Origin of the sequence: Streptomyces longisporus, assembly GCF_039532765.1 — a bacterium.
Lineage (GTDB): Bacteria > Actinomycetota > Actinomycetes > Streptomycetales > Streptomycetaceae > Streptomyces > Streptomyces longisporus.
The window spans coordinates 707,810-731,173 of sequence record NZ_BAAASG010000002.1 but is presented as its reverse complement, the minus strand read 5'-3'; the positions used below and the strand labels follow the sequence as shown (position 1 = coordinate 731,173).

Sequence of the window (23,364 nt, the reverse complement as noted above, 5' to 3'; positions counted from 1 at the left end):
GTTACCCCAGGCGTGTCGAGTGTTTGGACGCTCTTTCGCAGGAGTTGTCGCCCCGGACTCATCCCTGCGTCGTGTACGGCACCACGCTCACGTGCAGGGTGAAGGCGGTGCGTGCGGCGCCCGCCACGTCCGGGGCCTTCGCCAGCGCGGTGACCACGGCCTCGCCGCCGCGGGTGCCGGCGCACCGCAGTGCGGCGTGGGCCGTTCCGTCGGCGTCCAGCCGCCATCCGGAAGCCACAACGAGGGCCGGTGCGGAAGTGTTCACGCCCTCCCACCGCTTGTCGTCCGTGCGGGGCCGCAGGACGAGGGACACCACGGTCCCCGGTCGCACGCACAGCCGCTGCGCGACCGCGTCACCGGGGGCGACGCTGATCTCCGCATGCCCGGCGGCACAGTGGCCCGCCGGAGCCGAGGGCGCCGTCGCCGACTTGCTCGGGCCCGGCCCGGAAGGAGACGCGGGCGCGCCCGTCGGGGCCGTGGCGGACGGCCGTGCCGAGCTGCTGCCTGACGACGACGCCGGTCCCGTGGATCCGCCGCCCGCCGACGTGCCGCAGGCCGCCAGTACGACGATCCCGGCGATCATCCATGCCCCGGACCACCACCGCATCCCAGAACCTCCCGACCCGTACGTACCGAAGCCAGCATCCCGCGGAATCCGGCCGGCAGCAGCGGGCCGCCGCCACTTTTCACGGCCGGGCGCTAGTTGAGGGCGCTGCCCTTCTTCCAGGTGGCCCAGGGGACGTTCCAGTCGCCGTAGCCGTTGTTGGCCGCGACGGTTTCGACGGAGTGGACGACCGTGACCGGATCGCCGAGCTGGACCCGGCCGTAGAACCACTGTGCGTCGCCGGTGCTCATGCCGATGCAGCCGTGGCTGCCGTTGACCACGCCGAACTTGCCCTCGTTCCAGGGCGCCGCATGCACATAGGTGCCGGACGGGGTGAGCTGGACGTCCCACTTGACCGCCCCCAGGTCGTACGCCTCGGGGCCGAAGATCCGCACGGTCGAGGAGTCCATGCGGATGGTCGGCACCTTGCCCAGGACGACCATGGTGCCGTTCCAGGTCTCGTAGCCCTTCTTGCCGCTGGAGACCTTGAGGGTGCGCAGCGTCCTTCCGTTCTTCCGCACCGTCATCGTTTTCGTCGTGACGTCCACCGTGCTCGTCACGGCGTCCCCGATGCGGAAGTCCACGACGCGTTGCTGGGTGCCGTAGAGCCCGTTGCCCGCGTTCACGCCTGCCAGGTCCATGCGCAGGGTGACACGGGTGCCCGGCTGCCAGTAGTTCACCGGGCGGTAGTCGACACGGTCCTTGCCGTCGCGGTCCTTCATCCAGCTCCAGGCGCCCTGGACCGCGGGGGAGGCGGTGACACGGAGCTTCCGCTCGACCGCCGCCTTGTCGCGGATCGGCTTGTTGAAGGTGATCGAGACCGGCATGGCGATACCGACCGTCATACCCCCGTCGGGGTGGTACTCGCCGACGAAGGCGTTCTTCGGCGTCTCGGTGGTGAAGGAGGCGGTCCTGTCGAGAGCCGACCCGCCGTCCGTCCTGCCGTGCGCCGTCACCGTGTAGGTGGCGCCCGGGGCGAGCGGCGTGGTCGAGGTCCACACGGACCTGTCCTCGGACCAGGTGCCGGAGATCCGGCCCGGGCCCGGGGCGCCCACCTGGACGGAGATCAGGGATCCGCCTCGTGCGTGCACCGTCACCTTCCGCCCGACCGGCACCTTCGCACTGCCGGCGTCGGGCTGCACGACTATCGCGGGCGGTCCCCCCTTGTCCCCGCCGTCCGCATCCCCGCCCGAGCTGCATGCGGCGAGAAGGACGGCGGCGGCCGACGCGAACGCGAGCGGAGGTGCGGTCCGGCGGCCCCACGGTGCCGGCAGGCGGTGTCGCATGGGACTCTCCCCTTCCCCAAGGGCTTACGTGCGTTTCCTGGTGCGTTGCTTTGTCGCTTTCCTGGTACCCCGGGAAGGCACCCGGCCGACCGGCCCATCGGGTGACTGCTCAGGGTGGGCGCCACCTGCGCCCTCTTTGGGCCACGATTCGAATGGGGGCCGGCGGTGACGGAGATCGGTCGCTGGACGGACGGCCTGGAGGAACAGGCCGCACGCGCTCTGCCGCCCGAGACCTACGGCTATTTCCGCCGGGGTGCCGGCCAGGGCATCAGCGCGGCCGAGGCGGCCACCAGCTGGGACGGGCTGCGACTGCGGCCCCATGTGCTGCGGGACGTCTCCGTCTGCGACACCTCGACGACCGTGCTGGGCACGCCGGTCGGCACCCCTGTCCTCGTCGCGCCGAGCACCTTGCAGCGCCGTGCCGAACCGGAGGGCGAGGCGGCCACCGCGCGCGGTGTCGCCCGTGCAGGATCGCTGCTGGCGGTCACCCCCAACACGGTGATCCCCTTCTCCGGGCTCCCGGCGAGCGAGGCGCCGTGGTGGGTTCAGGTCTACGTGGCGCGGGACCGGCCGCTGACCGTGGAGGTGCTGGAACGGGCCAAGGCCGCCGGTGCCCGAGCGGTCGTGCTCACGGCCGACACCCCGGTCATCGGCTCGTACGGCAGGCCCGGAGCCCATGTGGCGGACTTCGTCGGACCGGAGGACCTGTACGGGAACATCACCGGCATCCCGGCCCGGGAGGCGGCTGAGCACGCGCCCGACCTCACTCCGGAGGTGATCGACTGGCTGCGCGAGCGCACGGGACTCCCCGTCGTGGTCAAAGGCGTGCTCCGCGACGACGACGCCCGCGAGTTCGCGGCAGCCGGGGCCTCCGGGCTGCTGGTCTCCCACCACGGCGGACGGCAACTGGACGGGCTGGTGCCGACCGCCTGGGCGCTCCCGGAAGTCGCCGACGCGGTGGCCGGCACGGGCACGGAGGTATACGTCGACGGCGGGCTGCGCCGGGGGACGCACATCCTGGCCGCTCTCGCGCTCGGCGCACGCGCGGTGTTCGTCGGACGGCCGGTGCTGTGGGCGCTGACGGTCGCCGGGGACGCCGGAGTTGCCCGGTTGCTCGGCGAGCTCACCGGCGAACTCGCCGAGGCGATACGCCTGACCGGCATGTCGTCCCTGGACCGGGTGACGCGCGATCAGCTCTGGAGCGGGCCTCCAGCCGTGAGCTGAGGGTGCGGCGAGTGCCGAGGGGTGAGACCTTCGGTGGCCGCACGGCGTGTCACTCCGGTTTGCCGCGCGATGTCCGCGCCGGTGGGCGTTTGTGCTGGGGGCCCGGGGGTTGTCCCCCGGGAAAGCGCAGCACCAGTCCGATGAGCGCGGCGACCGCTGCCAGTGCCGCGACGCTGGTGAGGGCGGTGGGCAGGGAGAACCAGTCGGCCATGAAACCGATCGCGGGCGGGCCGAGGAGCATGCCGCCGTAGCCGAGGGTGGAGGCGGTCGCGACGCCGCTCGGGCCGGCGAGCACCCCGGCGCGTTCGACGGCGACCGGGAAGAGGTTGGCGAGACCGAGTCCCGTGACGGCGAAGCCGATCAGAGCCGCCCACAGGGAGGGCGCCAGGGACCCGGCCAGCATGCCGAGTGCGGCGGTGGCGCCGCCCGCGATCACCGTGCGGGTACGGCCGAGATGTTCGAGCAGGGTCGTCCCCGTCAGCCGCCCGACGGTCATGGCGAGCGCGAAACACGAGTACCCCAGCGCCGCGGCACCCGCGGAGGCACCCAGGTCCTGTTCGAGGTGCAGCGCGCCCCAGTCGGCCATGGCTCCCTCGCCGTATGCGGTGCACAGGGCGATGAGCCCGAAGACGGCGACCAGTCCGCGGCGACGACCGTCGAGGCGGCGCGGACCGTCCTGTGCGGGGTCGCCTGCGGGCTCGGGCGGCTTCGGTGGCTGCTGACGCAGTAGGGAGCGACCCGCCACGGCCGTCACGACGAGCCCGACGAAGGCCAGGCCGAGAAGATGCCGGGTGGGCGAGAGATGCCCGGCGACCAGCCCGCCGAGCCCGGCGCCGAGCATGCCGCCCAGGCTGAAAGCGGCGTGGAAGCTCGGCATGATCGGCCGCCGCAGGGCGCCCACGAGGTCGACGGCGGCGCTGTTGAAGGCGACGTTGATCCCGCCGTAGGCGGCGCCGAAGACGAGGAGCACGGCGCCGAGCGCGACGGCCGAACGGGTCAGCGGCGGCAGGGCGACGCTCAGGGACAGCAGGATGCCGCAGATCACGGTGACGGTGTGGCTGCCGTAGCGGCGGCACAGGCGTCCCGTGAGCATCATCGTGATCACGGCGCCGGCGGACACGCCGAGCAGGGCGAGCCCGAGGGCGCTGGCGGAGGCGCCGGTCTGTTCCTTGATCGCGGGGATGCGCACGACCCAGCCGGCGAAGATGAAGCCGTCGAGGGCGAAGAAGACGGTGAGGACCATGCGGAGCCGGGTGAGGCCGGTGTTGTCGCTGCCCGGCACGACGTTGTGCGTTCGGGGTTTGTTTATTTGCGGCACAAAACCACGCTAGAGGGACGTGGAGAGCAGGGCAAGGGATTTGCTCCGCTCGCAGGGGGCCTCGGTGGCGAGGGCGTTGCGGGCCTGTTGGGGCCGCACCCGTGTTTGAGCCGCGCTGAGGCGTGTACGCGACCGGTATGACCGAGTCGAAGCGTGAGACAGAGCGAAAGTACGATGCTCCGTCGGCCGATGACACCTCGTGGCTCCCGGAGCTCACCGGCGTGGCCGGCATCGTGGCGGTCGTGGAACAGGGCACCGATGAGCTGGATGCCGTGTACCACGACACCGAGGACCTGCGGCTGGCCGGCGCGGCGGCCACGCTACGGCGCAGGAGGGGCGGACCCGATGCCGGCTGGCACCTGAAGCTGCCCCTGTCGGGGGACAGTCGGGAGGAGGTGCGGGCCCCGCTGTCCGAGACGATTCCGGACACGCTGCGTGACCTGGCCCTTTCCCGTACCCGTGGGGCAGAACTGACGCCGGTCGTCCGCATCAGGTCCACCCGCACCACGCGGCACCTCGTCGATTCCCAAGGCGCGGTCGTCGCGGAGCTGACCGTCGACGAGGTCCGCGCCGAGTCCCTGCGCGGCACGACCACGCTGGCTGCCTGGACGGAGATGGAGGTCGAGCTCGCCGACGATGCCGATCGGGCACTCCTGGACGCCGTGGACAAGACGCTGCGCAAGAACGGCATCGACCGTGCCGCCCGTCCGTCCAAGCTGATCCGGGCCCTGGAGGAGACAGGAGTGGGCGGGCCGCGCCTGCCGGACGCGCGAGCCGAGGCCGTCGTACCCGGCTCGGCAGGCGATGACGTTCTCAGGTACCTGGACGAACAGGTGCACGCCCTGGTGCGTCTCGATCCCGCGGTGCGCCGTGACGTGCCCGACTCGGTGCACAAGATGCGCGTCACCTGCCGCCGGCTGCGCAGCACCCTGCGTTCCTACCGGTCGGTGCTGGATCGTGCGGTCACCGATCCGATCCGCGACGACCTCAAGTGGCTGGGCGGCGAACTGGGCGCGGAACGCGACCAGGAGGTCCTCATGGAACGGCTCGGTGCGCGTCTCGAGGCCCTGCCCGCGGAGCTGGTTCTCGGGCCGGTCGCGGCCCGGTTGAAGGCGTGGAACGTCGCCAATACCGACGAGGCGCGCCGGCGCACCCTGGAGGCACTGCACACACCTCGCTATCTGGCCCTGCTGGACTCCCTGGCCGCGCTGACCGAGCAGCCGCCGCTGCGTCGCAAGGCCGCCCGTGGACCGGACAAGGCGATGGCCAAGGGGATCTTCAAGGAGTACGACCGGTTCGCCGCTCGGGTGGCGCACGCGCTGGAACTCCCGCCCGGACCGGAACGCGACACGGCCCTCCACGAGGCCCGAAAGTCGGCCAAGAAGACGCGCTACGCCACCGAACCGGCACGTGCCTCGCTCGGCAAGCCCGCGAAGCGGCTCGGCAAGCGTGTGAAGGCCGTGCAGAAGGTACTCGGGGACCATCAGGACAGCGTCCTGGCCCGGGACGTCCTGCGGAAGCTGGCCCTCGCGGCGCACGCCGCGGGGGAGCCCGGTTTCACCTGGGGGCTGCTCTACGGCCAGGAACAGGGCGTGGCCAGGGAGCGCGAACGGGAACTGCCGGCCGCATTTGCCGATGCGTCGAAGCCCAGCCTGCGCAAGGGGCTCGCGCCCTGACATCGGCCCTGGGCAGGGGGGCCGGCCGGTTGCGGGGCGCCCGCCCGGGTGAAACCGCCTGGGCCTGCGGGCCGGTGCACCGAGCGCCGTCCGCACGAGGCGGCATCGTGGCGGAGTCTTGACCCCAGACTTCGCAGGAGGAAACACATGCTCGGCACCGACTTCCGCACCGGATCACCCAACTGGATCGACCTCGGCAGCCCCGACACGGGTGCGGCCGCCGCGTTCTACGGCGCCGTCTTCGGGTGGCAGTTCGTGTCCGCCGGGCCCGAGGCCGGCGGGTACGGGTTCTTCCAGAAGGACGGGAAGACGGTCGGCGCCCTCGGTCCGCTGAGCGAGGAGGGTGCCGGTTCGGCCTGGACGACGTACTTCCAGAGCGACGACATCCAGGCCACCGCCCGCGACGTGGTGGCCGGCGGGGGCGCCGTGCGCACAGAACCCATGGACGTCATGGGTGAGGGCTGGATGGGCCAGTTCACCGATCCCCAGGGCGCGCAGTTCGCCGTATGGCAGCCCGGCAGGACGAAGGGCCTGGAGAAGGCTTCGGAGGACAACACGCTGGTGTGGGTGGAACTGCATGTCGGTGACCCGGAGGCGGCGATCCGCTTCTACGCCGGTCTGTTCGGCTGGCGTTCCCAGGAGATGCAGGCACCCGGGATGACGTACCGGGTGCTCAGCCTCAAGGACGGCGACCAGCAGGAGGGCTCCTTCGGCGGTGTCGCCCCGCTCCAAGGCGAAGGGGAGGAGACGCGCTGGGTGCCGTACTTCGCCGTGGCCGACGCCGATGCCATCGTGGCGAAGGTGCAGGAGAACGGCGGCTCGGTGCTCATGCCTGCATCAGATGTGCCGGATGTCGGGCGGATCGCCTGGCTGGCCGACCCGGCCCAGGCGGTGTTCGCCGTGCTGAAGCCAAACCCGCGGCAGGCATGACAGCGTCCCGGTCACGTGTCGAAGGTGTGCAGAGGCCGCCGGAGGCAGCTGCACTCGGCAGATGGCACTGAGGGGGCCGGCGGCCGAAGGGGGTCCTGGCCGGTGGTGGGGCGTCCCTCCCGGGCCACCGGCCGCGCCGTCGCCGCCGAGATGCCGTTCCGTCTCTCCGGGAAGGGAGATGCCGCACCGTCGCCGGATTTCGTCCCTCACACGCAGTGTGGTCAGCGAGTCGGGGAGCGGGCGGACCGGCGTCTGAAGCCTGGCCGGCGTCGATGCGCCGGGCCACCTCCGCAGCCTCGAAGTGCAGGGCGCCGTGTGAGGTGTGTGGCTCGGTTGCGTCAGTTGCGTGCCGCACTGGTGATGTCAATAAGGGTCAGGGCGTATCGACAAGAGGGCCGGTGTGTCAGGCCCGTCCGTGCGCCTCCTGCGAGCGTCGTGACAGTGCGTCGATGACCACCGCGGCGAAGAGCACCCCACCGGTGATGACGAACTGGATGGCCGTCGGGGTGTCCGTGATCGCCATGCCGGACGCGATCGACTGGATGACCAGCATGCCGAGCACCGCGGACCAGGTCGTACCGCGTCCTCCGAACAGACTGGTGCCGCCGATGACGGCTGCCGCGATGGCGTTGAGCAGCAGGACGCCCGATCCCGAGCTCTGGCTGACCGAGGTGATGCGCGAGGCGAGGAACAGGCCGCCGACCGCGGCCATCGTCCCGGAGACCGCGAGCACCGCGGTCTGGATGCCGATCACATTGAGGCTGGCGCGACGGGCCGCCTCGACGCCGCCGCCCAGTGCGTAGACCTGCCGGCCGTAGTGCGTGTGGCGCAGGACGATGTCGAGTCCGGCGACCACCACGAGGAAGATCAGAAGGGCGAGCGGCAGCCCCTGGAACCGGTTGAGCAGATACGCCGTGGTGAAGGCGACCACCGCGAGTCCTCCCGCTCGTACCACGATGTCCCGCATCGAGCGGTGCGGCATGCCGGCGGCCACGCGGCGGCGCCGGTCCAGGTACGACATCAGGAAGACGAGGCCCGCGCAGAGCGCCGCCAGGCTGTAGGCGACGGCGTCATTGGTGAAGTAGTAGCTGGTCAAGTCGGCGACCAGCCCGTTCTCGTCCAGGTTGACCGTGCCGCTGGTGCCGAGGACGTAGAGCATGAGGCCGTTCCAGGTGAGCAGCCCCGCCAGCGTGACGACGAAGGCCGGTACCCGGGTCTTGGCGCAGGAGAAGCCCTGGAGGGCTCCCGCCGCGGTGCCCGCGAGCACCGCGAGGATCAGGGCGATCCATTCGGGCACGCCGTTGTTCACGTTCAGCACGGCGAAGATGGCCGCGGCGAAGCCGCTGATCGAGCCCACCGACAGGTCGAGTTCACCGAGCAGCAGCACGAAGACGATGCCGACCGCGATCAGGCCGGTGCCCACGATGTCCACGCTGAGGTTCGACAGGTTCCGCGGCGAGAGGAAGTTGTTGTTGAGGGACTGGAAGATGATCCAGACCGTGGCCAGCACGAGGACCACGGGCAGCGAGCCCAGTTCACCGGCGCGGAACCTGCGCCGCAGGAAGTCGGCCCCGTCCTTCACGGCGAGGGCCAGGGCCGCCCGGCCGTGCGGACCGCGGGGCTCGGCGGCCGCGGCCTCTTCGGCCCGCGTGTTGTCCGTCATGCGGCGCATCCCTTTCACCACGCCTCGTGGGTGGCCGGCCGGCGGGGCACGTTCTCCGTGGCACCCGTGATGGAGGAGATGATCTGTTCCTGGGAGGCGGTGTTCACGTTGAAGAAGCCGTTGTTGCGGCCGAGCCGCAGCACGGCGGCCCGGTCCGCGAGCGCTTTGACGTCCCCCATGCTGTGGCTGATGAGCAGCACTCCCATGCCGCGGTCGCGCAGCGCGTCGACGAGGTCCAGGACCTCGGTGGTCTGCTCGAAGCCCAGCGCCGCGGTCGGTTCGTCCAGCAGGAGCACCCGGGGCTCGCCGAGGAGCGAGCGTGCGATGGCGACCGTCTGGCGCTGGCCGCTGGACAGGGAGACCACCGGCGCGCGCAGTGCGGGCACGGTCCTGGTGAGGCGTTCGAGCAGTTCGATGGTGCGGCTCTCCATCTCCATCTCGTCGAGGAACCCGAACCTGCGGATCTCCCGGCCGAGGAAGAGATTGCCGACGACGTCGAGGTTCCCGCACAGCGAGAGGTCCTGGTAGACGGTGGCGATCCCGAGGTCCCGGGCGTCGTGCGGGCGCCTGATGTGCACCGTGCGGCCCTCCCACTCGATGACGCCCTTGTCCGCGGGTGCGACGCCGGAGATCACTTTGACGAGGGTGGACTTGCCGGCCCCGTTGTCGCCGAGCAGGGCGACGACCTGACCGGCGTGGATCTCCAGCTCGACGTCCTTGAGGACCTCGACGGCGCCGAAGCGTTTGCACACGCCGTGCAGCGCCAGCAAGGGGGAATCCGGCACTCGGACCATCTCCTTCCCGGGGCTCGGACTCGGCGAAGCCGGTTCGTCAGGTCAGTCCGGACCTGCTGCAGGCAGCCTGGAGTCGGGGGATGCAGATCTGCCGGACGGTGTAGAAGCCGTCCTTGACCAAGGTGTCCTTGATGGTGGTGGCGGTCACGGACACGGGGGTGAGCAGGACCGCAGGAACGGTCTTGCCGCCGTTGGCCGTGACCTTGTCCTTGGCGACCTGCTGGAGGCCGGTCCGACGCGCCGCCGCCACGGCCATGGCGGCGCCCGCGGAGGCCTCGGGGCCGAAGGGCTTGTAGACGGTCATGTACTGATCGCCGGCGACGATGCGCTGCACGGCCCCGAGTTCGGCGTCCTGCCCGGTGACCGGGGGCAGCGGGTCGACCTTGTTCGCCTTGAGGGCGGCGATACTCGCTCCGGCGAGACCGTCGTTGGCCGAGTACACCCCCTGGATGTTGGCCACGCCCAGGGCGGCGATGGCGCCGGACATGTTCGTGTTCGCGATCTCCGGGCGCCACTGCGGTGTGTCGTACGCCTTGCCGATCTTCACTCTCCCTGTGAGCACGGACAGCGCGCCCTTCTTGAACGACACCGCATTGGGGTCGCTGGGATCGCCGTTCATCATGACGATCTGGGGCAGGCGGCCGTGGTTGCCCATGGCCTTCAGCAGCGCCCTGCCCTGGAGCCTGCCGACCTCCTCGCCGTCGAAGGAGACGTAGCCCGAGATCGGGCCCTGCGCGAGCCGGTCGTAGGCGATCACCGGGATGTCCGCCCGAGCTGCCGCCTGCACGGAAGTGGCGAGCGATCGGGCGTCCACCGCCACGAGCAGGATCGCGTCGACGCCCTTGGTGATCATCGAGTCCATCTGCTCCTGCTGGAAAGCCACATCGCCCTTGGCGTTGGCGTACTCGATCGTGCAGCTCCGGCACAGCTCCATGATCTTCTTCTCGAGCAAGGGCCTGTCCTGGGTCTCCCAGCGGGCCGTGGTGGCATCCGGCAGCAGCAGGGCGATCTTCGGTGCGGTCCCCCCGTCGGAGGGGCTTCCGGTGCCCGACCCGCAGGCCGACAGGGCGACGGCCGTCGAGACCGCGGTCATGACCATGGCCGCGCCCCGTATGCAGGCCTTCATGTGCGAGACCTCCCTCCGAGCGCGGGTCGGGTGGTCACGCCGGCATGGAGATCCAGAAAGGCACTGGTCGCTGCCCGCACGCGGCGACACCTGGCCCTCTCACGTGAGCGGCAAGACGACCATGCCGTCAGTGTGGCACCGGCTACGGCGATCTGCGAATGCAGTGGCGGTTTGCTCCGATATGCGATTCTGTTGTGGGGACGCCCGATCTCAGCCGCATCCGCGGCACGGACGGGAGGTAGGTTGCGGACATGCCTGAAGACGGCGGTGCCCGGGCCGGAGTCTCTCAGCTGCGGGCATCCGGAGCCGATGCCGCGGACGCGGGCGGGCTGCCCGCGGTGCCGGAGGCGGCAGCGGACGAGCGCGCTCTGACCTTCGCCGGAGTGGCCATGGCAGCGGTCTATGTGCCTGCCGGTGACACGGACGAGCTGCGCCTGGCGGAGACGGCCCGCTGGGCCGTTTCCGACTACCGGCTGCCCGAGTGTCTGCCCCTGTCGGGGGGCTCACCCGCCGCGCACGCCTTCCGCACCGACCGGCCGCTGTGGCTCACCCCCGCGGAACTGGCCGCCCACTCCGAGGGCGGGCCCACTCCGCCGCACACGGAGGCCTCGCTCGGAGCCCTGCCGCTGGAGGCGGACGGCAGCCGGCTCGGCTGCCTCGTGGTCGTGGGCGCCGGTGCGGACGGCTTCGAGGACGAGCAGCGCCGCTTCCTGGAGCGGTACGCCGACGCCGTCGCCGGTCTGCTGCTGGCCGCCGCCGGCCGGTCCCCGCCGTCGCCGCTGCTGGGTCCCGCGCTGCGGAGCCTGCGCGTCGGCTCGTTCGTACTGGTGCCCGACACCGGTCTGATCGACGCGGACGACGCCCTGCTCGAACTCCTCGGTATCACGCCGGCCGACTTCGACGGCAAGGCGGACACCCTGCTCGCGCACGCCCTGCCCGAGGACATGCACGCGCTGGTGTCGGTCCTGGAACCGGCTCCGCAGGCGTTCGGCCGGCGGGAGCTGGAGTTCCGGGTGCGCGGCCCGACGGGGGAGATGCGCTGGCTGAGCCTGAGCTGCCGGGTCCTGGCGGGCACCGACGACCGCCCCGAGCAGGTGCTGGGCGTGGTGACGGCGACCTCCGTGCTGCGCCGCGGCCCCGACGACGTCTCCAGGATCCAGTGGCTGACCGCCGCACTCGACGACGCCACCACGGTCCGTGACGTCAGCCGCGTCGTGGTCACCGCGCTGCGGGAGCCGCTGGGCGCCGACCGGGTGGCCCTCGCGGAGCTGCAGGGCGACCGGCTCATGGTCACCGTGCTCGATCCGCCGCAGCCCGCCGCCTGGCCTCAGGCCTGGCGCGCCGAGTGGCGTACCGAGTGGCCCGACGCACCGGTCAGCGCCCTGCCCACCCTCCAACTCGCCCTGCGGGACGGACGGTTGGACCTGTGGCCGGCCGGCACGGCCTTCGAACCGAACCTCGCGGGCATCGGCGACGGAGGCCTCGCCGTGCTGCCGCTGCCCGCCAAGGGCCGGGTGGCCGGCGTCTGCATGGTCGGCTGGGACCAGCCGCACGAGTTCGCCCCCGACGAAAGGTCCCTGCTGACCGCCACCGCGGCGCTGGTCGGACAGGCCCTCAAACGGGCGCACGAGCACGACGCCGAGCAGGAACTCGCGACGATGCTCCAGCGCAGCCTGCTGCCCCGGCGCCTGCCCGAGCTGCCCGGCGGCACGGCCGTGGCCAGGTATCTGCCCGCCAGACGGGGCCTGCAGGTGGGCGGCGACTGGTACGACGTCATCGCCCTGTCCGAGGACCGGGTGGCCCTGGTCATCGGCGACGTCCAGGGGCACAGCGCCGGAGCCGCGACCATCATGGGCCAGATGCGTACGGCCGTCAGGGCCTACGCGGTGGAGGGCCATCCGCCCGACGTGGTCGTCTCCCACGCCAACCGCCTGCTGGTCGGCATGGAGACCGACCTCTTCGCCACCTGCTGTTACGCCGAACTGGACCTGGAGCAGGGCAACACCCTCTTCGTGCGGGCCGGGCACCTCGCCCCCCTGGTGCGCCACCCCGACGGCAGCACCGAGGAGATCGAGGTCGAGGGCGGACTCCCGCTGGGCATCCTCGACGAGGCGGAATTCCCCATGACGGCGGTGGAGTTGTCTCCCGGCACGGTCCTCGCCCTGGTCACCGACGGCCTGGTCGAGGCCGCCGGGCTGCCCCTCGACGAGGGCATGCGCCAGACCCGCACGGCGCTCGCCGCCGCCGATCCGGAGGATCTGGGGCGCATGGCCGACCAACTGCTCGGCGACGTGGGCCGCCGCGAGGACGACGTCGCGGTGCTGCTGCTGCGCTACGACGGCATGGGCACCCGGCCGATCAGGGCCGGCTGGGTGGTGTGGCGGCTGCCCGACGCCGTCATGCACGCCCGCCGCTTCACCGCGCGCACCCTGCGCAGCTGGCGGGCCGAGGACGTGGCCGACGCGGTCCTGCTGGTGGTGTCCGAGCTCGTCACCAACGCCCTGGTGCACACCCAGGGCCCGGTCCGCCTCGACCTCATGCTCCGCGGCGACCGGGTACGGGTCTGCGTGGCCGACTCCTCGCCCCGTGCGCCCGCCAAGCCGGTGATCGTGGACTGGGAGTCGACCGGCGGCCGGGGCCTGCTCCTGGTCGAGGCGATGTCGGAGTCGTTCGGCTCGATGCCGGTGGCCGGCGGCAAACAGGTGTGGAGCGAGATCGTCCTGCCGGGACGAGCACCGGCACCCACCGCCTCGGGCCCGGGAACGGAACGAGAGGGCCGGCGGTGAGAACCCGCCGGTGGCAGGTCGTCGCCGCGCTCCTCGCGGGACTCCTGACGATGTCCCAGGCCGCCTGCGGGGGAGACGGCAAGGCGGGATCGGGCAGCTTCACCGTCGGCCTGCTGCTCCCGAGCCGGTCGGTCCCCCGCTGGGAGCACTCCGACCGGCCGCTGATCAACAAGCGGCTGAAGGAGCTGTGCCCCCGCTGCACCATGGAGTACGCCAATGCCGAGGACGACGCCGACCGGCAGCGGCAACAGCTGACCTCCATGATCACCACGGGGGTCAGGGTCCTGATCCTCGACGCCGCCGACGCGAAGGCGCTGCGGTCCTCCATCATCGAGGCCCACCGGGCGGGCGTACCGGTCGTCGCCTACGACCGGCTCGCGGAAGGCCCGGTCTCGGGCTACGTCACCTTCGACGGAGCACAGGTCGGCAGGCTCCAGGGCGAGGCGCTCCTGAAGGCGATGGACGGGCGGGTGAAGAGCAGCCAGGTCGTCATGCTCAACGGCGATCCGACCAGCCCCAACGCGGCCTGGTTCAGAAAGGGCGCCCTGTCCGTCCTGGCGGGCAAGGTCAGCATCGGCAGGTCGTACGACGTCCAGGGCTGGAGCACGGACGACGCCCACGCCCAGATGTCCGCCGCCGTCGCGGCCCTCGGCCCGGACCGGATCGGCGGGGTCCTGGCGGCCAACGACGCGATAGCCGCGGGTGCCGTCTCCGCACTCAAGCGCGCGGGCGTCAGACCGCTTCCCCCGGTCACCGGTCAGGACGCCGACCTCGACGCCGTACGGCGCATCGTCGTGGGCGAGCAGTACATGACCGTGTACAAGCCGTTCCGGGCGGAGGCGGATGCGGCCGCCGCCATGGCCGTGGCGCTGGGGCGTGGCGACGATCTGAGCAAGGTCGCCACCACGACGACCGACAGCCCCACGACCCGCCGTATCCCGTCCGTGCTGCTCACCCCGAGGGCTGTGACGGCCCGCACCATCGAGCAGACGCTCGTCAAGGACGGCGTGTACACCGTCGACGAGATCTGCACCCGCGCGCTCCGGACTGCCTGCCGGCAGGCCGGGCTCGCGCGGTAGCCACCGTCACCAGGTGATGGAGGGTCAGGGAGTCCACTTGATGTTCGGGTTCACCTGGCCGGTCCAGTTGAAGGTGGCCATGTTGTCCCAGCCGTCCCCGCTGTTGTCGATGTCGGCGGGATCCCATCCGTTGCCGGGGACCGCGTACCAGGTCGGCTCCCAGTAGAAGACGCCGATCGCGCCGGCGCCGCGGGCCGTGTTCTGGACGGCCGTGAAGTTGGCCGCCTGGCCCTGCCAGGTGAGGGGGTAGCCCGAGCAGCCGGAGGTGACCGAGTTGGCTGTGCCGTCCGCGTTCCCCGTGGTGAACGGATACGCCGTCTCGGCGATGATCACGTCCTTGCCGTAGCGGGACTTCATGTCGGACACGACGCTGCCCATGGTGGACAGCGTGCCGTGCCACATGCAGTAGTAGGACAGCCCGGTGATGTCCCAGTTGACGCCCTTGGACTTGATGCCGTCGTAGAACCAGCGGGCATGGGCGTCGCTGTCCGCGTCCGCGGTGTGGATGACCACCTTGGTGCCGCTGTTGCAGGCCTTGGTCGCGTTGTAGCCGGACTTGAGCAGCAGGCTCAGGTTGGTGAAGTCGTTGTTGATCACCTTGCCGTCGTCCCACAGCATGCCGACGTTGATCTCGTTGCCGATCTGCACGCTGTCCGGGGTCGTGCCCTGGGCCTTGAGGCTGTTGCAGACGTCGTAGGTGTAGTTGTAGACGTCGGTCTGCAGTTGGCTGATGCCGTGCCCGGACCAGGCCGCGGGCTTGTACTGCTTGCCGGGATCCGCCCAGGTGTCCGAGTAGTGGAAGTCCACCAGCAGTTTGAGGCCCTTCGCCTTGACCGTCTTCGCGTACGCCAGGACCTTGGCCTTGTTGTTGTAGCCGCTGGCCGGGTTGTTCCAGATCCGCAGGCGGGCGTAGTTGACGCCGGCGCCCTTGAGGATGTCCAGCGGGTCCTTGGCGTTGCCGTTCGCGTCGTAGTACTTGGCGCCCAGGTCGAGTGCCCGCTGTGCCGTGGAGACATCGGCGCCGAGCATGCTGAGCGAGCCCGCGGCGGAGGCGCCCGTCGGCGTGGTGAGCATGGCCGCCGGCAGCGCGGCGGCCACTGCGAGCAGGGCGGCGACCTTCATGGTGCGCCTGGGGCCGTGCACGGACATCCCGATCTCCTTTGACCCGGCGTCGAGTTGACGAGAGGCAGCTGCTGAGAACGTGCACAGTAAGGGCTGTGGTTGTCATGGGCAATGCAAAGCGCAAGGCGGATGCGTAGGACTGGGAACGTGCACACCATGAGCACCCTCTCGTCGGACGAGGGGAGCGTGACCGCTCAGTGCGTGCTGCAGACCGTCTTCGGTGCCGCACTTGTGGCGGGCTGCGCGTCCTGCACTGCCTGTATGTCCTTGAGGAGGTGCGGGATGCCGGGGTCCTGGCGGTGGGGGGCGGCGGCCCTTGCCAGGGTCAGCAGGACGGCCTCGTAGAAGGCGTCCCGGACGGCGGGGGCCATGACGTCGGAGGCGTCCAGACAGCGCGGGCCGTCACCGGTGAGCCGCTCGGTGATCTCGTCCTCGACCCGGCCTTCGTGGGGATGTACCTGGCGATTGGCCGAGAAGACGTGCGCCACCTTCGCCCACTGCTGCTGGCCCTCCTTGGAGGCCAGCCGTTCGATGAGGTCCTTGGCCGGGCGGCGGTCGCTGAACAGTGCGGCGAAGTCTCCGGTCACCTCATGGGCCCGGACCTGATCCGGGCCTCCGGGCAGCAGCGGAGCGGAGTCCATCAGCTGCGCGTGCTTCGCGTCGGCCTCTCCGTAGAAGGAGCGGGCGAAGGAGCCCTGGTGCTCCAGGGCGCATCCGGGCCGACCACCGAACAGCAGCCCGTTGCTGCCCGGGGCGCCGCGGTGATCGGTGAGCAGGGCGTGCGCGGCCGCAGCCTTGTTCTGCTCGAACGGGCGGGCCCACGCCTCCCAGGCGTCGCGCACCGCGGCACTGGTCCACCACTTTTCCTTCTTGTTCCTGCCCAGCGCCCACTTTCCGTAGATGTCCGGGCCCGAGCGCTGCAGCACCAGGTCCTCGATCCAGTCGGTGCCGGGCCAGCCGGACGCGCCGTCGTCCCCCATGCCGATGCACCAACTCTGCAACGGCGCCGGCGCGTTGGCGGGCCTGTGGCCCTGTCGGTACCAGACGATGCTCTTCAGGTCCGCCTTGACCGGGACCCAGTACACGTCCCGGGAGGTCCCGCTCGCCGCGCTCCACGGCGAGCCGTACTGCTCAGGGTCGTAGAGGCCGTTGAGGCGCTTGAGCCGCTTCTGGTCCGCGTACTCGGCGAGTTCACCGATGCCCGGCATGATCACGATGTCCGGAGGCTCGCCCGACTGCACCTTGGAGAGCAGCACCTCGCGCTGCGCCGCGGTGCCCTGGTACCGGAAGGGGATGCCGAAGCCCTGCAGCACCTGCTTGAACTGCTTCTCCTGAGTGCCGGTCCACGTCCCGAGGATGGTCACCGGCTGCTGGTCGTCCTGCTCCGCCCACACCACCACGATGCCGGTGGCAGCGGTCAGCAGCAGTACCACGACGAACACCAGCACCTTGAACCGCCGGGTCACCGTCGCCTCCAGTAGTCGCTGTCGAGTCGGAGCACGAGCCCTGTCGCGGGCAGGAGGACGACCAGCAGTCCGCCGATCAGGGTGCCCCGGTAGACCCTGTCGGTCCAGGCGTCGTCGGCCAGTTCCCCCCGGACCTCCTCGGACTTCTCCGTGACCTCTTGCTGCGCGCCGACCAATGCGTGGCTGCAGCAGTTCTGACCGGATACCTCGGTGATCGTCTGGAGGTCGCTGAACGCGTTGTCGAGGTCGTCCTCGGTGGAGGACGTGGTCATCACCGGGACGACCGCGAGCAGCACCGTGAGGACGAAGCCTGCGAGCAGGTACGGATTCCAGTCGCGGCCGCAGCGGTCGCGCAGCACGAACAGCGCCGACATCAAAGTCAACACCAGTGCTGCCAGGGCGAGTTCGGCGACCCACCAGCCGCTGCGCTGCACCCACCCCATGGCGGCGGTGCCTTCGGCGTGCTGCAGCTGGATCTGCTGCAGTCGGTCCAGTCGTGGCACGAGTCCCACGCCCGGGCGGATGAGCAGCGACTTCGCCTCCCTGAGTTTCTGCTCCTGCATGTACGGCTGGCCCTGGTACAGCGAGGTACCGAGATTGAGGGAATTGCCGTAGGTGGCGAGCAGACCGTTGACGGTGCCCAGGTCCTGGTCCGTGCGGTCCGCGATCCGGGACAGGCTCTGGTCGGCGGCGGAGAGCTGGGACCGGTAGGTCTCGCCCGAGCCCGCGACGCGGATGAGATCGTTCTTCAGCAGGACCTCGGTCTCCCACTCGGCACGCAACACCGCGAGCCGGGCGGCGGCGAGCCCCTGTACGGCCGGTGCCTCCCGGGACGAGAGCGCCTCGGCGCCGCGCTGGGTCTGGTGGTAGGAGAGGAGCAGGGCGCCCACCGCCACCGTCGCGCACACCGTCAGGAGCAGAAGGTGCGCCTCCAGCAGCCGGCGGGTCCGAAAGGGGCTCAGGCGCCCGCGCCAGAAGGCTGTCGGGGAGTAGTCGCGCCGGGAGGCGGCGTGTCCGGTCGTCACAGCAGCTCCTTCCCGCAGGCGATGCAGTAACGGGCCTCGCTCCCGGCCGGGGTCGAGCATTGTCTGCAGTACGGGCCCGGCCGCGGGAACACCGTGTCGGTCAGGGTTCCGCCGGGATAGGACCCGGCGCGCAGGATCATCGGGCGCAGGGCACCGGAGTCGACGGCGGTCGGCAGCCGGACCCGCCCCGCGGCAGCGTCCTCGATGTCGGCGACTTCACGGATCTCGCCCAGCACCCAGTCCGCCTCGAACTTCTCAGCCATGCTCGCGGCCTGCCCCAAGCAGCGTTCGGCGACCTCCCGTTGGCCTTTCTGGAGAGCTTCGAGGCCCTCCCGAAGGGCATTGCGCATGGCGGCGGTGCCGGTCAGGAAGCGCACGCTGGCAGCGCCCGCCGAGGCGTGCGCCGGTGCCGGCCCGGGGCGGTGCCAGCGGGCGACGACGGGCTCATGGACATCGCCGATGGAGACCATGGCGAACTGCAGGTCGGTCTCCAGCGGGTCGGTGTCCGCGTCCGCGACGAGCGTGAGCAGATAGTCGCGCCTGCCCTGCTCATGCCACTGGTAGGTCGGGAAGCTCCAGCGGTGCGGCCGCTCGGGGTGGGCCTGTGCGCGCAGTCGGCGCGGCCGGGGCGCCTTCTCGCTGAGCGAGACCTGGCGCACGGAGGGCCGCACGGTCACCTCGATCGGCAGGCGCGGGGTGTGCACCCGCCGCAGTCGCTCGATGGCACCGGTGATCGCCCCGCCGAGCCCCTCGTCCACGAACTCGGCGGTTCCGTGCAGCCGTTCGGCCAGGGCCAGCAGCGGGTCGGGGTTCCAGTCCGCGCCCACGGCGAACACATCGCAGGTGAACTGCCCGGCGCAGGCCTCCAGTTCCTCCTCCAGCCGGGTCTCGCCCGGGGCACTGCTGCCGTCGGTGATCAGCACCAGATGGCGTACGGACAGCGGGCGGCCGGTGAGCAGGGCGCGCGCACCGGCCGCCCAGACGGCGTATCCCGCGGGCCGCGGACCGTCCCGGTGCAGCGGGAGCGCGCCTGCGGCGAAGACGGCCCGGCGCCTCACGGCATGGTCGGCGACGGCCCACTCGGCATCACCGCGCGGATAGCACCGCACCGGCTCGGGCCCGCTGCCGAGCACGGTGAAGGAGATGCCGTCGGGCAGGGCGCGCAGTGCGGTCGGCAGGGCGTGCCGGACGGCCGGGCGGTTGGCCTCGGCGACGTCCACCGCGATGATCACGGCCAGTTCCACCGCGGGCAGGTCGACGGGAGCGCTGTCGGCGGCCATGTCGACCCGCAGATGCGCCTCGATCTTCGCGCTGCGGTGCGGGCGCAGATCACCGTCGAGATCGACGTGCAGCCGGATGGCCGGCTGCAGCGGCAGGGTGTGGCTGCTCATGCCGTACGTCATCGCTCCTTCCCCTTCGTCGCCGTTCGGGCTGTCGTTGCCGTGCGGTCGGACGTCGGCCCGTCAGAACACGGTCTGAGGCCGTATCGCGTGCAGCAGGTCCACCAGGTGCTCATGGGCCGCGGCCGACTCCCGGTTGCGGGCTGCCAGTTGCCGGTAGTGCGACTCCAGCTCTCTGCGCAGCTCGCGTTCCGCCGCGCGCATGCGTCTGAGGCTGCGGACGTACAGCCGTCCGGCATTCCCTCCCGCGGGGCCGGGCCGGTCGTCGAGGCTGCGCAGGGCGTCCAGTTTCCATTCGTGCAGTTCGGTGCTCAGGCGGAGCGCCTCGTCCTCCGACAGGCTCGGCTCACCGGCGCCCGGCGTCTGGTGCACCAGGCCGGCCAACTCGGCCAGCGCTGCGTCGACGTCGGCCGGCGCGGGCAGCTGATCGTGCTCCCCGGGCAGCCGGGCCGCGCGGATGCGCAGGGAGGCGATCCGGGCGACCGTGTGGTCCAGGGTGCCGGGGCGGACCCGGCCGAGCACGTCGAGGGCCGCCCGGCGGTCGCCCGCACGCAGCGCGAGGCGGGCCAGGCCCAGGGCGGCGCCGCCGTGCGCGGGGTTGCGGGCGAACACGGCCTCGTACAGTTCCTTGGCGCTCGGCCCGGCCCGGTCGTCGCCGAGCCGCTCCCCGCAGTAGGCGAGGGCCAGTTTCGGCGCGTACTCGCCGGGCAGCTCGAGGTACACCTGAGCGAAATGGGTCCTGGCCTCGGAGACCTGCCGGGGGTCGTCGTGCAGGCCGGCGCTGCGCAGGGCGAGCAGCGCGCGGTGCCACTCCAGCCGCCATCGGCGCACGGCGGACGGCCCCGGGATGGAGTCGGCGGTGTCGAGCTCCAGTTGCGCCCGGTTCAGATCGTCCTCCGTGTTCCGGTCCAGCAGGACGCGCACGTTGTGCAGGCAGATCTCCACCGAGCGCGGCTCCCTGTCCTCCTGGTCGAGGAGTTGCCCCGGGTCGTAGCCGCTGCTCACCTCGAACCGCGCGGTCTGCGGATCGCCCGGATACCGCCGCGGCACCGGCAGACAGCGGGCGATCTCGGCGGGGGTGGGTGCGCCCAGGTCGAGGGCGGGGGCCATTGGCGGTTCGTAGCGGAAGCGGCGGGGGCGCTCCAGCCAGTGCTCGATGCCCGGGACCGTGCCGAGCCGGGCACCGAGCAGCTGCGGGGACGGCCGGAAGTAGTCGGAGGGCTCGGGCGGGTCGGTCTTGCCGCGCAGCGCACGGATCTCCCGTAGCGCGCCGCGCAGTTGGCCGGCCATCTCCCGGGCGTCGGCGAACCGCTTGCCCGGGTCGGTCCGCACGGCGCGCTCGACGACCTTCCAGAAGGAGGCGGTGCCGAGACCGGGCACCTTGTCGACGGCCCAGCCGCCGAGCTCCCGCAGGGTGACGCCGACGGTGTGCAGGTCGTGGGCGACGGTCGGGCTCGGCAAGTACGCGGTCTCGGGGGCCATGTACGGGGGCGTGACATGGGCCGGGGGCCGGGTCTGGCCGTGTTCGCGCATGCCGCCGAGATCGATGACCTTGACGCCGTCCTCGTGGTGCACGACGTTCGAGGGCTTCATGTCCCCGTACACGAAGACCCGTTCGCGGCCGGCGTGCAGATGGACGAAGGCCTCCAGGATCTGGCAGCCGTAGGCGGCGACATGCTCGATGTCGAGGACCGTCTCACCGCGCCGGGTCTCCTCGACGACCTTCTCGAGGGTGCCGTCGCCGACGTCGTCCATGACGATGTAGCCGCCGGTGACCTGGCCGTCGGCGTCGCTGCGGGCGACGAAGTCGCGGATCTGGACGATGCGCGGGTGGCGGATCGCGACGAGGTTCTGGCGTTCGACGTCGGCGAGCCGGGCGCCGTCGTGCTCGTACCGGTTGAGCAGTCCCTTGACGGCGACGACGTCACCGAGATGGGTGTCCCGGGCGAGGTAGACCCAGCCCTGGCCGCCGTGCGCGATGGGCCCCATGATCTGGTACTGGTCGCGCAGCATCTCGCCCTCGCCGAGTTCGGGACGGTACGAGTAGGGCTTGCCGCAGACCGGGCAGTGCCCCTCGGTCGGCACCGGGCCCTCGGTGTAGGGCGGGGCGAAGGTGATGCCGCATTCGGAGGACGAGCAGGCCATGGTGATGCGCAGCGGTGCTTCGGGGTCGATGAGGCGTTCCTCAGGGGGGCGCGGCACGCGCTGGGGCAGTGCGAGGAGCTCGTCGGGCCCCAGGTCCCGGGGGTTGTCGGGCAGGGCGGGCAGCTCGGGGGTGTCCTCGGCACGGCCGCAGTGGGAGCAGTACCCGGTGGGCAGCACGGTGCCGCCGCAGGGGGCTCCGCTGAAACGCCGGTGCGGGCAGGCCGTCATGCTCTCGTCCTCCTCCTCCGCTGCCCGGGCCGGGCGGGGCCCCTCATCCCTGGCCTCCGTGCTGCCGCAGATCGGCACGCACGGTCTTGATCAGCCCGCGCAGCCGGGACAGTTGCTCGTGCGGGTCCGTGAGGCCTTCGATCACGCGGAGCTCGTGCCGCCGCCGGTCGGCCGTCTCGGTCGCGCGGCTGAGGGAGGCGCTGTCGACGACGCCCCGGCGGATCGTGCGGCCGAACTCCTCGGTCTGCAGACGGGTGATCAACGCGTCCGCATGGGCGAGCAGCGCGGGCCGCAGGAGTTGGTCGCGGGCGGCGTTCCAGCCGGTGCCGCCCTCGTGGCGGAAGACGAGCAGCAGCCGGACGCCGAGGACCCGTAATCGGACCAGGAGTTCGATCAGCGGGCCCGGCTCGGGCTCTTCGTCGAGGCCGTCGACGAGGACCGTGACCGGGCGGACGGGCGCGCGGTCGGCCGCCCGCTGCGGCTGGGGCTTGCGGCCGAGCAGCCAGTACCAGTACGCCAGGTACTCGCCGGTCGGGACGGTGATCCTGTCCAGGGCGCGGTCGGCGAGCTCCGGTCTGCTGGCGCCGCCGCGATGGACGACGTCGGCGCGGTGCAGCAGATGGCGCAGCGAGCGGTCCTTGCCGCTGCCCGGTGTCACCACGGTGATCTTCACCGGGTCCTCGTCCCGGTCCTCGAACCACCTGATCGACCGCTCCTCGAAGTCGCGGTCCCATGCGGACGGGTGGCTCAACTCCTCCACGAGCGGCGAGAGTGCGGCGATGCGTTCCATGGGGATCAGATAGGAGAAGGCGAGCCGGTTCTTCTCGGGCAGCACCTCGTTCATGTCGCCGCGCCAGCTGACGACGAGGCCGACCACGCGTACGGGAGGCCCTTCGCGCGGCCCGGTGCACACGCCGGCGCCGCTGAAGCCCCGGCGGACCACCTCCGCCTTGGTGACGGCGTCGAGCTGCACCAGATCGCCGCTGGCCCCGCTGATCCGGCCCCACAGGCTCATGCCGTCGTCGAAGCCCACCGCGTAGCCGGTCGCGTACACCTGCATGCCGCTGTGCAGTGTGCGCTCCAGCGGGGCGGGGCGCGCCTGCGGGCGTGGGCTGTCCAGGCGCAGCACGGCCACGTCCTCGCCGCGGTCGGGCAGCCAGCCGCCGGGCAGGACGCGTGCGGCCACCGGTTCCAGTTCGCTATTCTCCGCGAACTCCAGCCACATGACCGCGTCCGGTTGGTCCACCACATGTGCGCAGGTAAGCGCCGTATTCTGGTCGACGAGCACGCCGGCCCCACAGATGGGCCCATCAGCGCCCTCGCGCCGCAGCCTGAGTCTCCAGTCCGCACGCAGTTCCCCCATGGTGTCTCACACTACGCTCGGAGCATGCTGCGTCCCTAGACTCGTGACCAGGATTGATCGGTCAATCAATGGAAGTCGGCCATGAGTTGACATGAGGGTTCCCCGCGCCCCTTGTGGGGGCGCGGGGAG

General features: G+C 71.3%; 17 protein-coding genes. 5 read left to right on the top strand and 12 right to left on the bottom strand.

All coding sequences use genetic code 11. From position 1 onward, the window contains the following. Window positions 1-58 precede the first annotated feature (58 nt). Both ABD355_RS04865 and ABD355_RS04860 read right to left on the bottom strand, forming a co-directional pair. Complete coding sequence (locus tag ABD355_RS04865; RefSeq protein ID WP_344398783.1) at window positions 59-607, bottom strand: hypothetical protein; 549 nt, start codon at window positions 605-607, stop codon at window positions 59-61. Between the two features lie 92 nt (window positions 608-699). Continuing rightward, window positions 700-1,890, bottom strand: a complete 1,191-nt coding sequence (locus ABD355_RS04860) for a L,D-transpeptidase (RefSeq protein ID WP_344398782.1) — start codon at window positions 1,888-1,890, stop codon at window positions 700-702. A 165-nt stretch (window positions 1,891-2,055) separates the two neighbouring features. Between ABD355_RS04860 and ABD355_RS04855 the strand changes: the two genes are divergently transcribed. After that, window positions 2,056-3,114 (top strand): alpha-hydroxy acid oxidase, encoded by a 1,059-nt coding sequence (locus ABD355_RS04855; RefSeq protein ID WP_344398781.1) that lies wholly within the window; start codon window positions 2,056-2,058, stop codon window positions 3,112-3,114. Window positions 3,115-3,163: 49 nt separating this feature from the next. On the opposite strand, the gene ABD355_RS04850 is transcribed toward ABD355_RS04855, so the two are convergent. Then, window positions 3,164-4,396, bottom strand: a complete 1,233-nt coding sequence (locus tag ABD355_RS04850; RefSeq protein WP_344398780.1) for an MFS transporter — start codon at window positions 4,394-4,396, stop codon at window positions 3,164-3,166. 173 nt (window positions 4,397-4,569) lie between these two features. Between ABD355_RS04850 and ABD355_RS04845 the strand changes: the two genes are divergently transcribed. Both ABD355_RS04845 and ABD355_RS04840 read left to right on the top strand, forming a co-directional pair. Further along, a complete protein-coding gene (locus ABD355_RS04845) occupies window positions 4,570-6,108 on the top strand; it encodes a CYTH and CHAD domain-containing protein (RefSeq protein ID WP_344398779.1) in 1,539 nt (512 codons plus the stop codon). A 147-nt stretch (window positions 6,109-6,255) separates the two neighbouring features. After that, window positions 6,256-7,038, top strand: a complete 783-nt coding sequence (locus tag ABD355_RS04840) for a VOC family protein (RefSeq protein ID WP_344398778.1) — start codon at window positions 6,256-6,258, stop codon at window positions 7,036-7,038. 403 nt (window positions 7,039-7,441) lie between these two features. Here the strand turns inward: ABD355_RS04840 and ABD355_RS04835 are convergent, their stop codons facing one another. Genes ABD355_RS04835 through ABD355_RS04825 form a run of 3 tightly spaced genes read right to left on the bottom strand, consistent with a single transcriptional unit; the run spans window position 7,442 to window position 10,621 of the window. After that, window positions 7,442-8,710, bottom strand: coding sequence for a sugar ABC transporter permease (locus ABD355_RS04835; RefSeq protein WP_344398777.1), 1,269 nt, complete (start codon window positions 8,708-8,710; stop codon window positions 7,442-7,444). 5 nt (window positions 8,711-8,715) lie between these two features. Next, the gene (locus tag ABD355_RS04830) at window positions 8,716-9,495 is read right to left on the bottom strand and encodes an ATP-binding cassette domain-containing protein (RefSeq protein ID WP_344398776.1); all 780 of its coding nucleotides are present in this window, start codon (window positions 9,493-9,495) and stop codon (window positions 8,716-8,718) included. Between the two features lie 37 nt (window positions 9,496-9,532). Further along, window positions 9,533-10,621: a substrate-binding domain-containing protein gene (locus ABD355_RS04825; RefSeq protein ID WP_344398775.1), complete on the bottom strand. Its 1,089-nt coding sequence runs from the start codon at window positions 10,619-10,621 to the stop codon at window positions 9,533-9,535. Between the two features lie 251 nt (window positions 10,622-10,872). On the opposite strand from ABD355_RS04825, the gene ABD355_RS04820 reads away from it, so the two are divergent. Together ABD355_RS04820 and ABD355_RS04815 are read left to right on the top strand one after the other, a co-directional pair. Next, on the top strand, window positions 10,873-13,407 hold the full coding sequence (locus ABD355_RS04820) for a SpoIIE family protein phosphatase (RefSeq protein WP_344398774.1): 2,535 nt from the start codon (window positions 10,873-10,875) through the stop codon (window positions 13,405-13,407). After that, entirely contained in the window at window positions 13,404-14,486 is a 1,083-nt protein-coding gene (locus tag ABD355_RS04815) for a sugar ABC transporter substrate-binding protein (protein WP_344398773.1), read from the top strand. Before ABD355_RS04820 ends, ABD355_RS04815 begins: the two co-directional genes overlap by 4 nt. 24 nt (window positions 14,487-14,510) lie before the next feature. On the opposite strand, the gene ABD355_RS04810 is transcribed toward ABD355_RS04815, so the two are convergent. The 6 genes from ABD355_RS04810 to ABD355_RS04785 all read right to left on the bottom strand — a co-directional run bounded on the left by ABD355_RS04810 (window position 14,511) and on the right by ABD355_RS04785 (window position 23,235). After that, entirely contained in the window at window positions 14,511-15,635 is a 1,125-nt protein-coding gene (locus tag ABD355_RS04810; protein WP_344398772.1) for a glycoside hydrolase family 53 protein, read from the bottom strand. Window positions 15,636-15,802: 167 nt separating this feature from the next. Then, window positions 15,803-17,074, bottom strand: coding sequence for an ABC transporter substrate-binding protein (locus ABD355_RS04805; RefSeq protein WP_344398771.1), 1,272 nt, complete (start codon window positions 17,072-17,074; stop codon window positions 15,803-15,805). Continuing rightward, entirely contained in the window at window positions 17,071-18,099 is a 1,029-nt protein-coding gene (locus ABD355_RS04800; RefSeq protein ID WP_344398770.1) for a hypothetical protein, read from the bottom strand. Before ABD355_RS04800 ends, ABD355_RS04805 begins: the two co-directional genes overlap by 4 nt. Further along, complete coding sequence (locus ABD355_RS04795; RefSeq protein WP_344398769.1) at window positions 18,096-19,490, bottom strand: vWA domain-containing protein; 1,395 nt, start codon at window positions 19,488-19,490, stop codon at window positions 18,096-18,098. The genes ABD355_RS04800 and ABD355_RS04795 overlap by 4 nt, the downstream gene beginning before the upstream one ends. Before the next feature lie 72 nt (window positions 19,491-19,562). Further along, on the bottom strand, window positions 19,563-21,872 hold the full coding sequence (locus ABD355_RS04790) for a tetratricopeptide repeat protein (RefSeq protein ID WP_344398768.1): 2,310 nt from the start codon (window positions 21,870-21,872) through the stop codon (window positions 19,563-19,565). 43 nt (window positions 21,873-21,915) lie between these two features. After that, window positions 21,916-23,235 (bottom strand): S1 family peptidase, encoded by a 1,320-nt coding sequence (locus ABD355_RS04785; protein ID WP_344398767.1) that lies wholly within the window; start codon window positions 23,233-23,235, stop codon window positions 21,916-21,918. Window positions 23,236-23,364 lie beyond the last annotated feature (129 nt).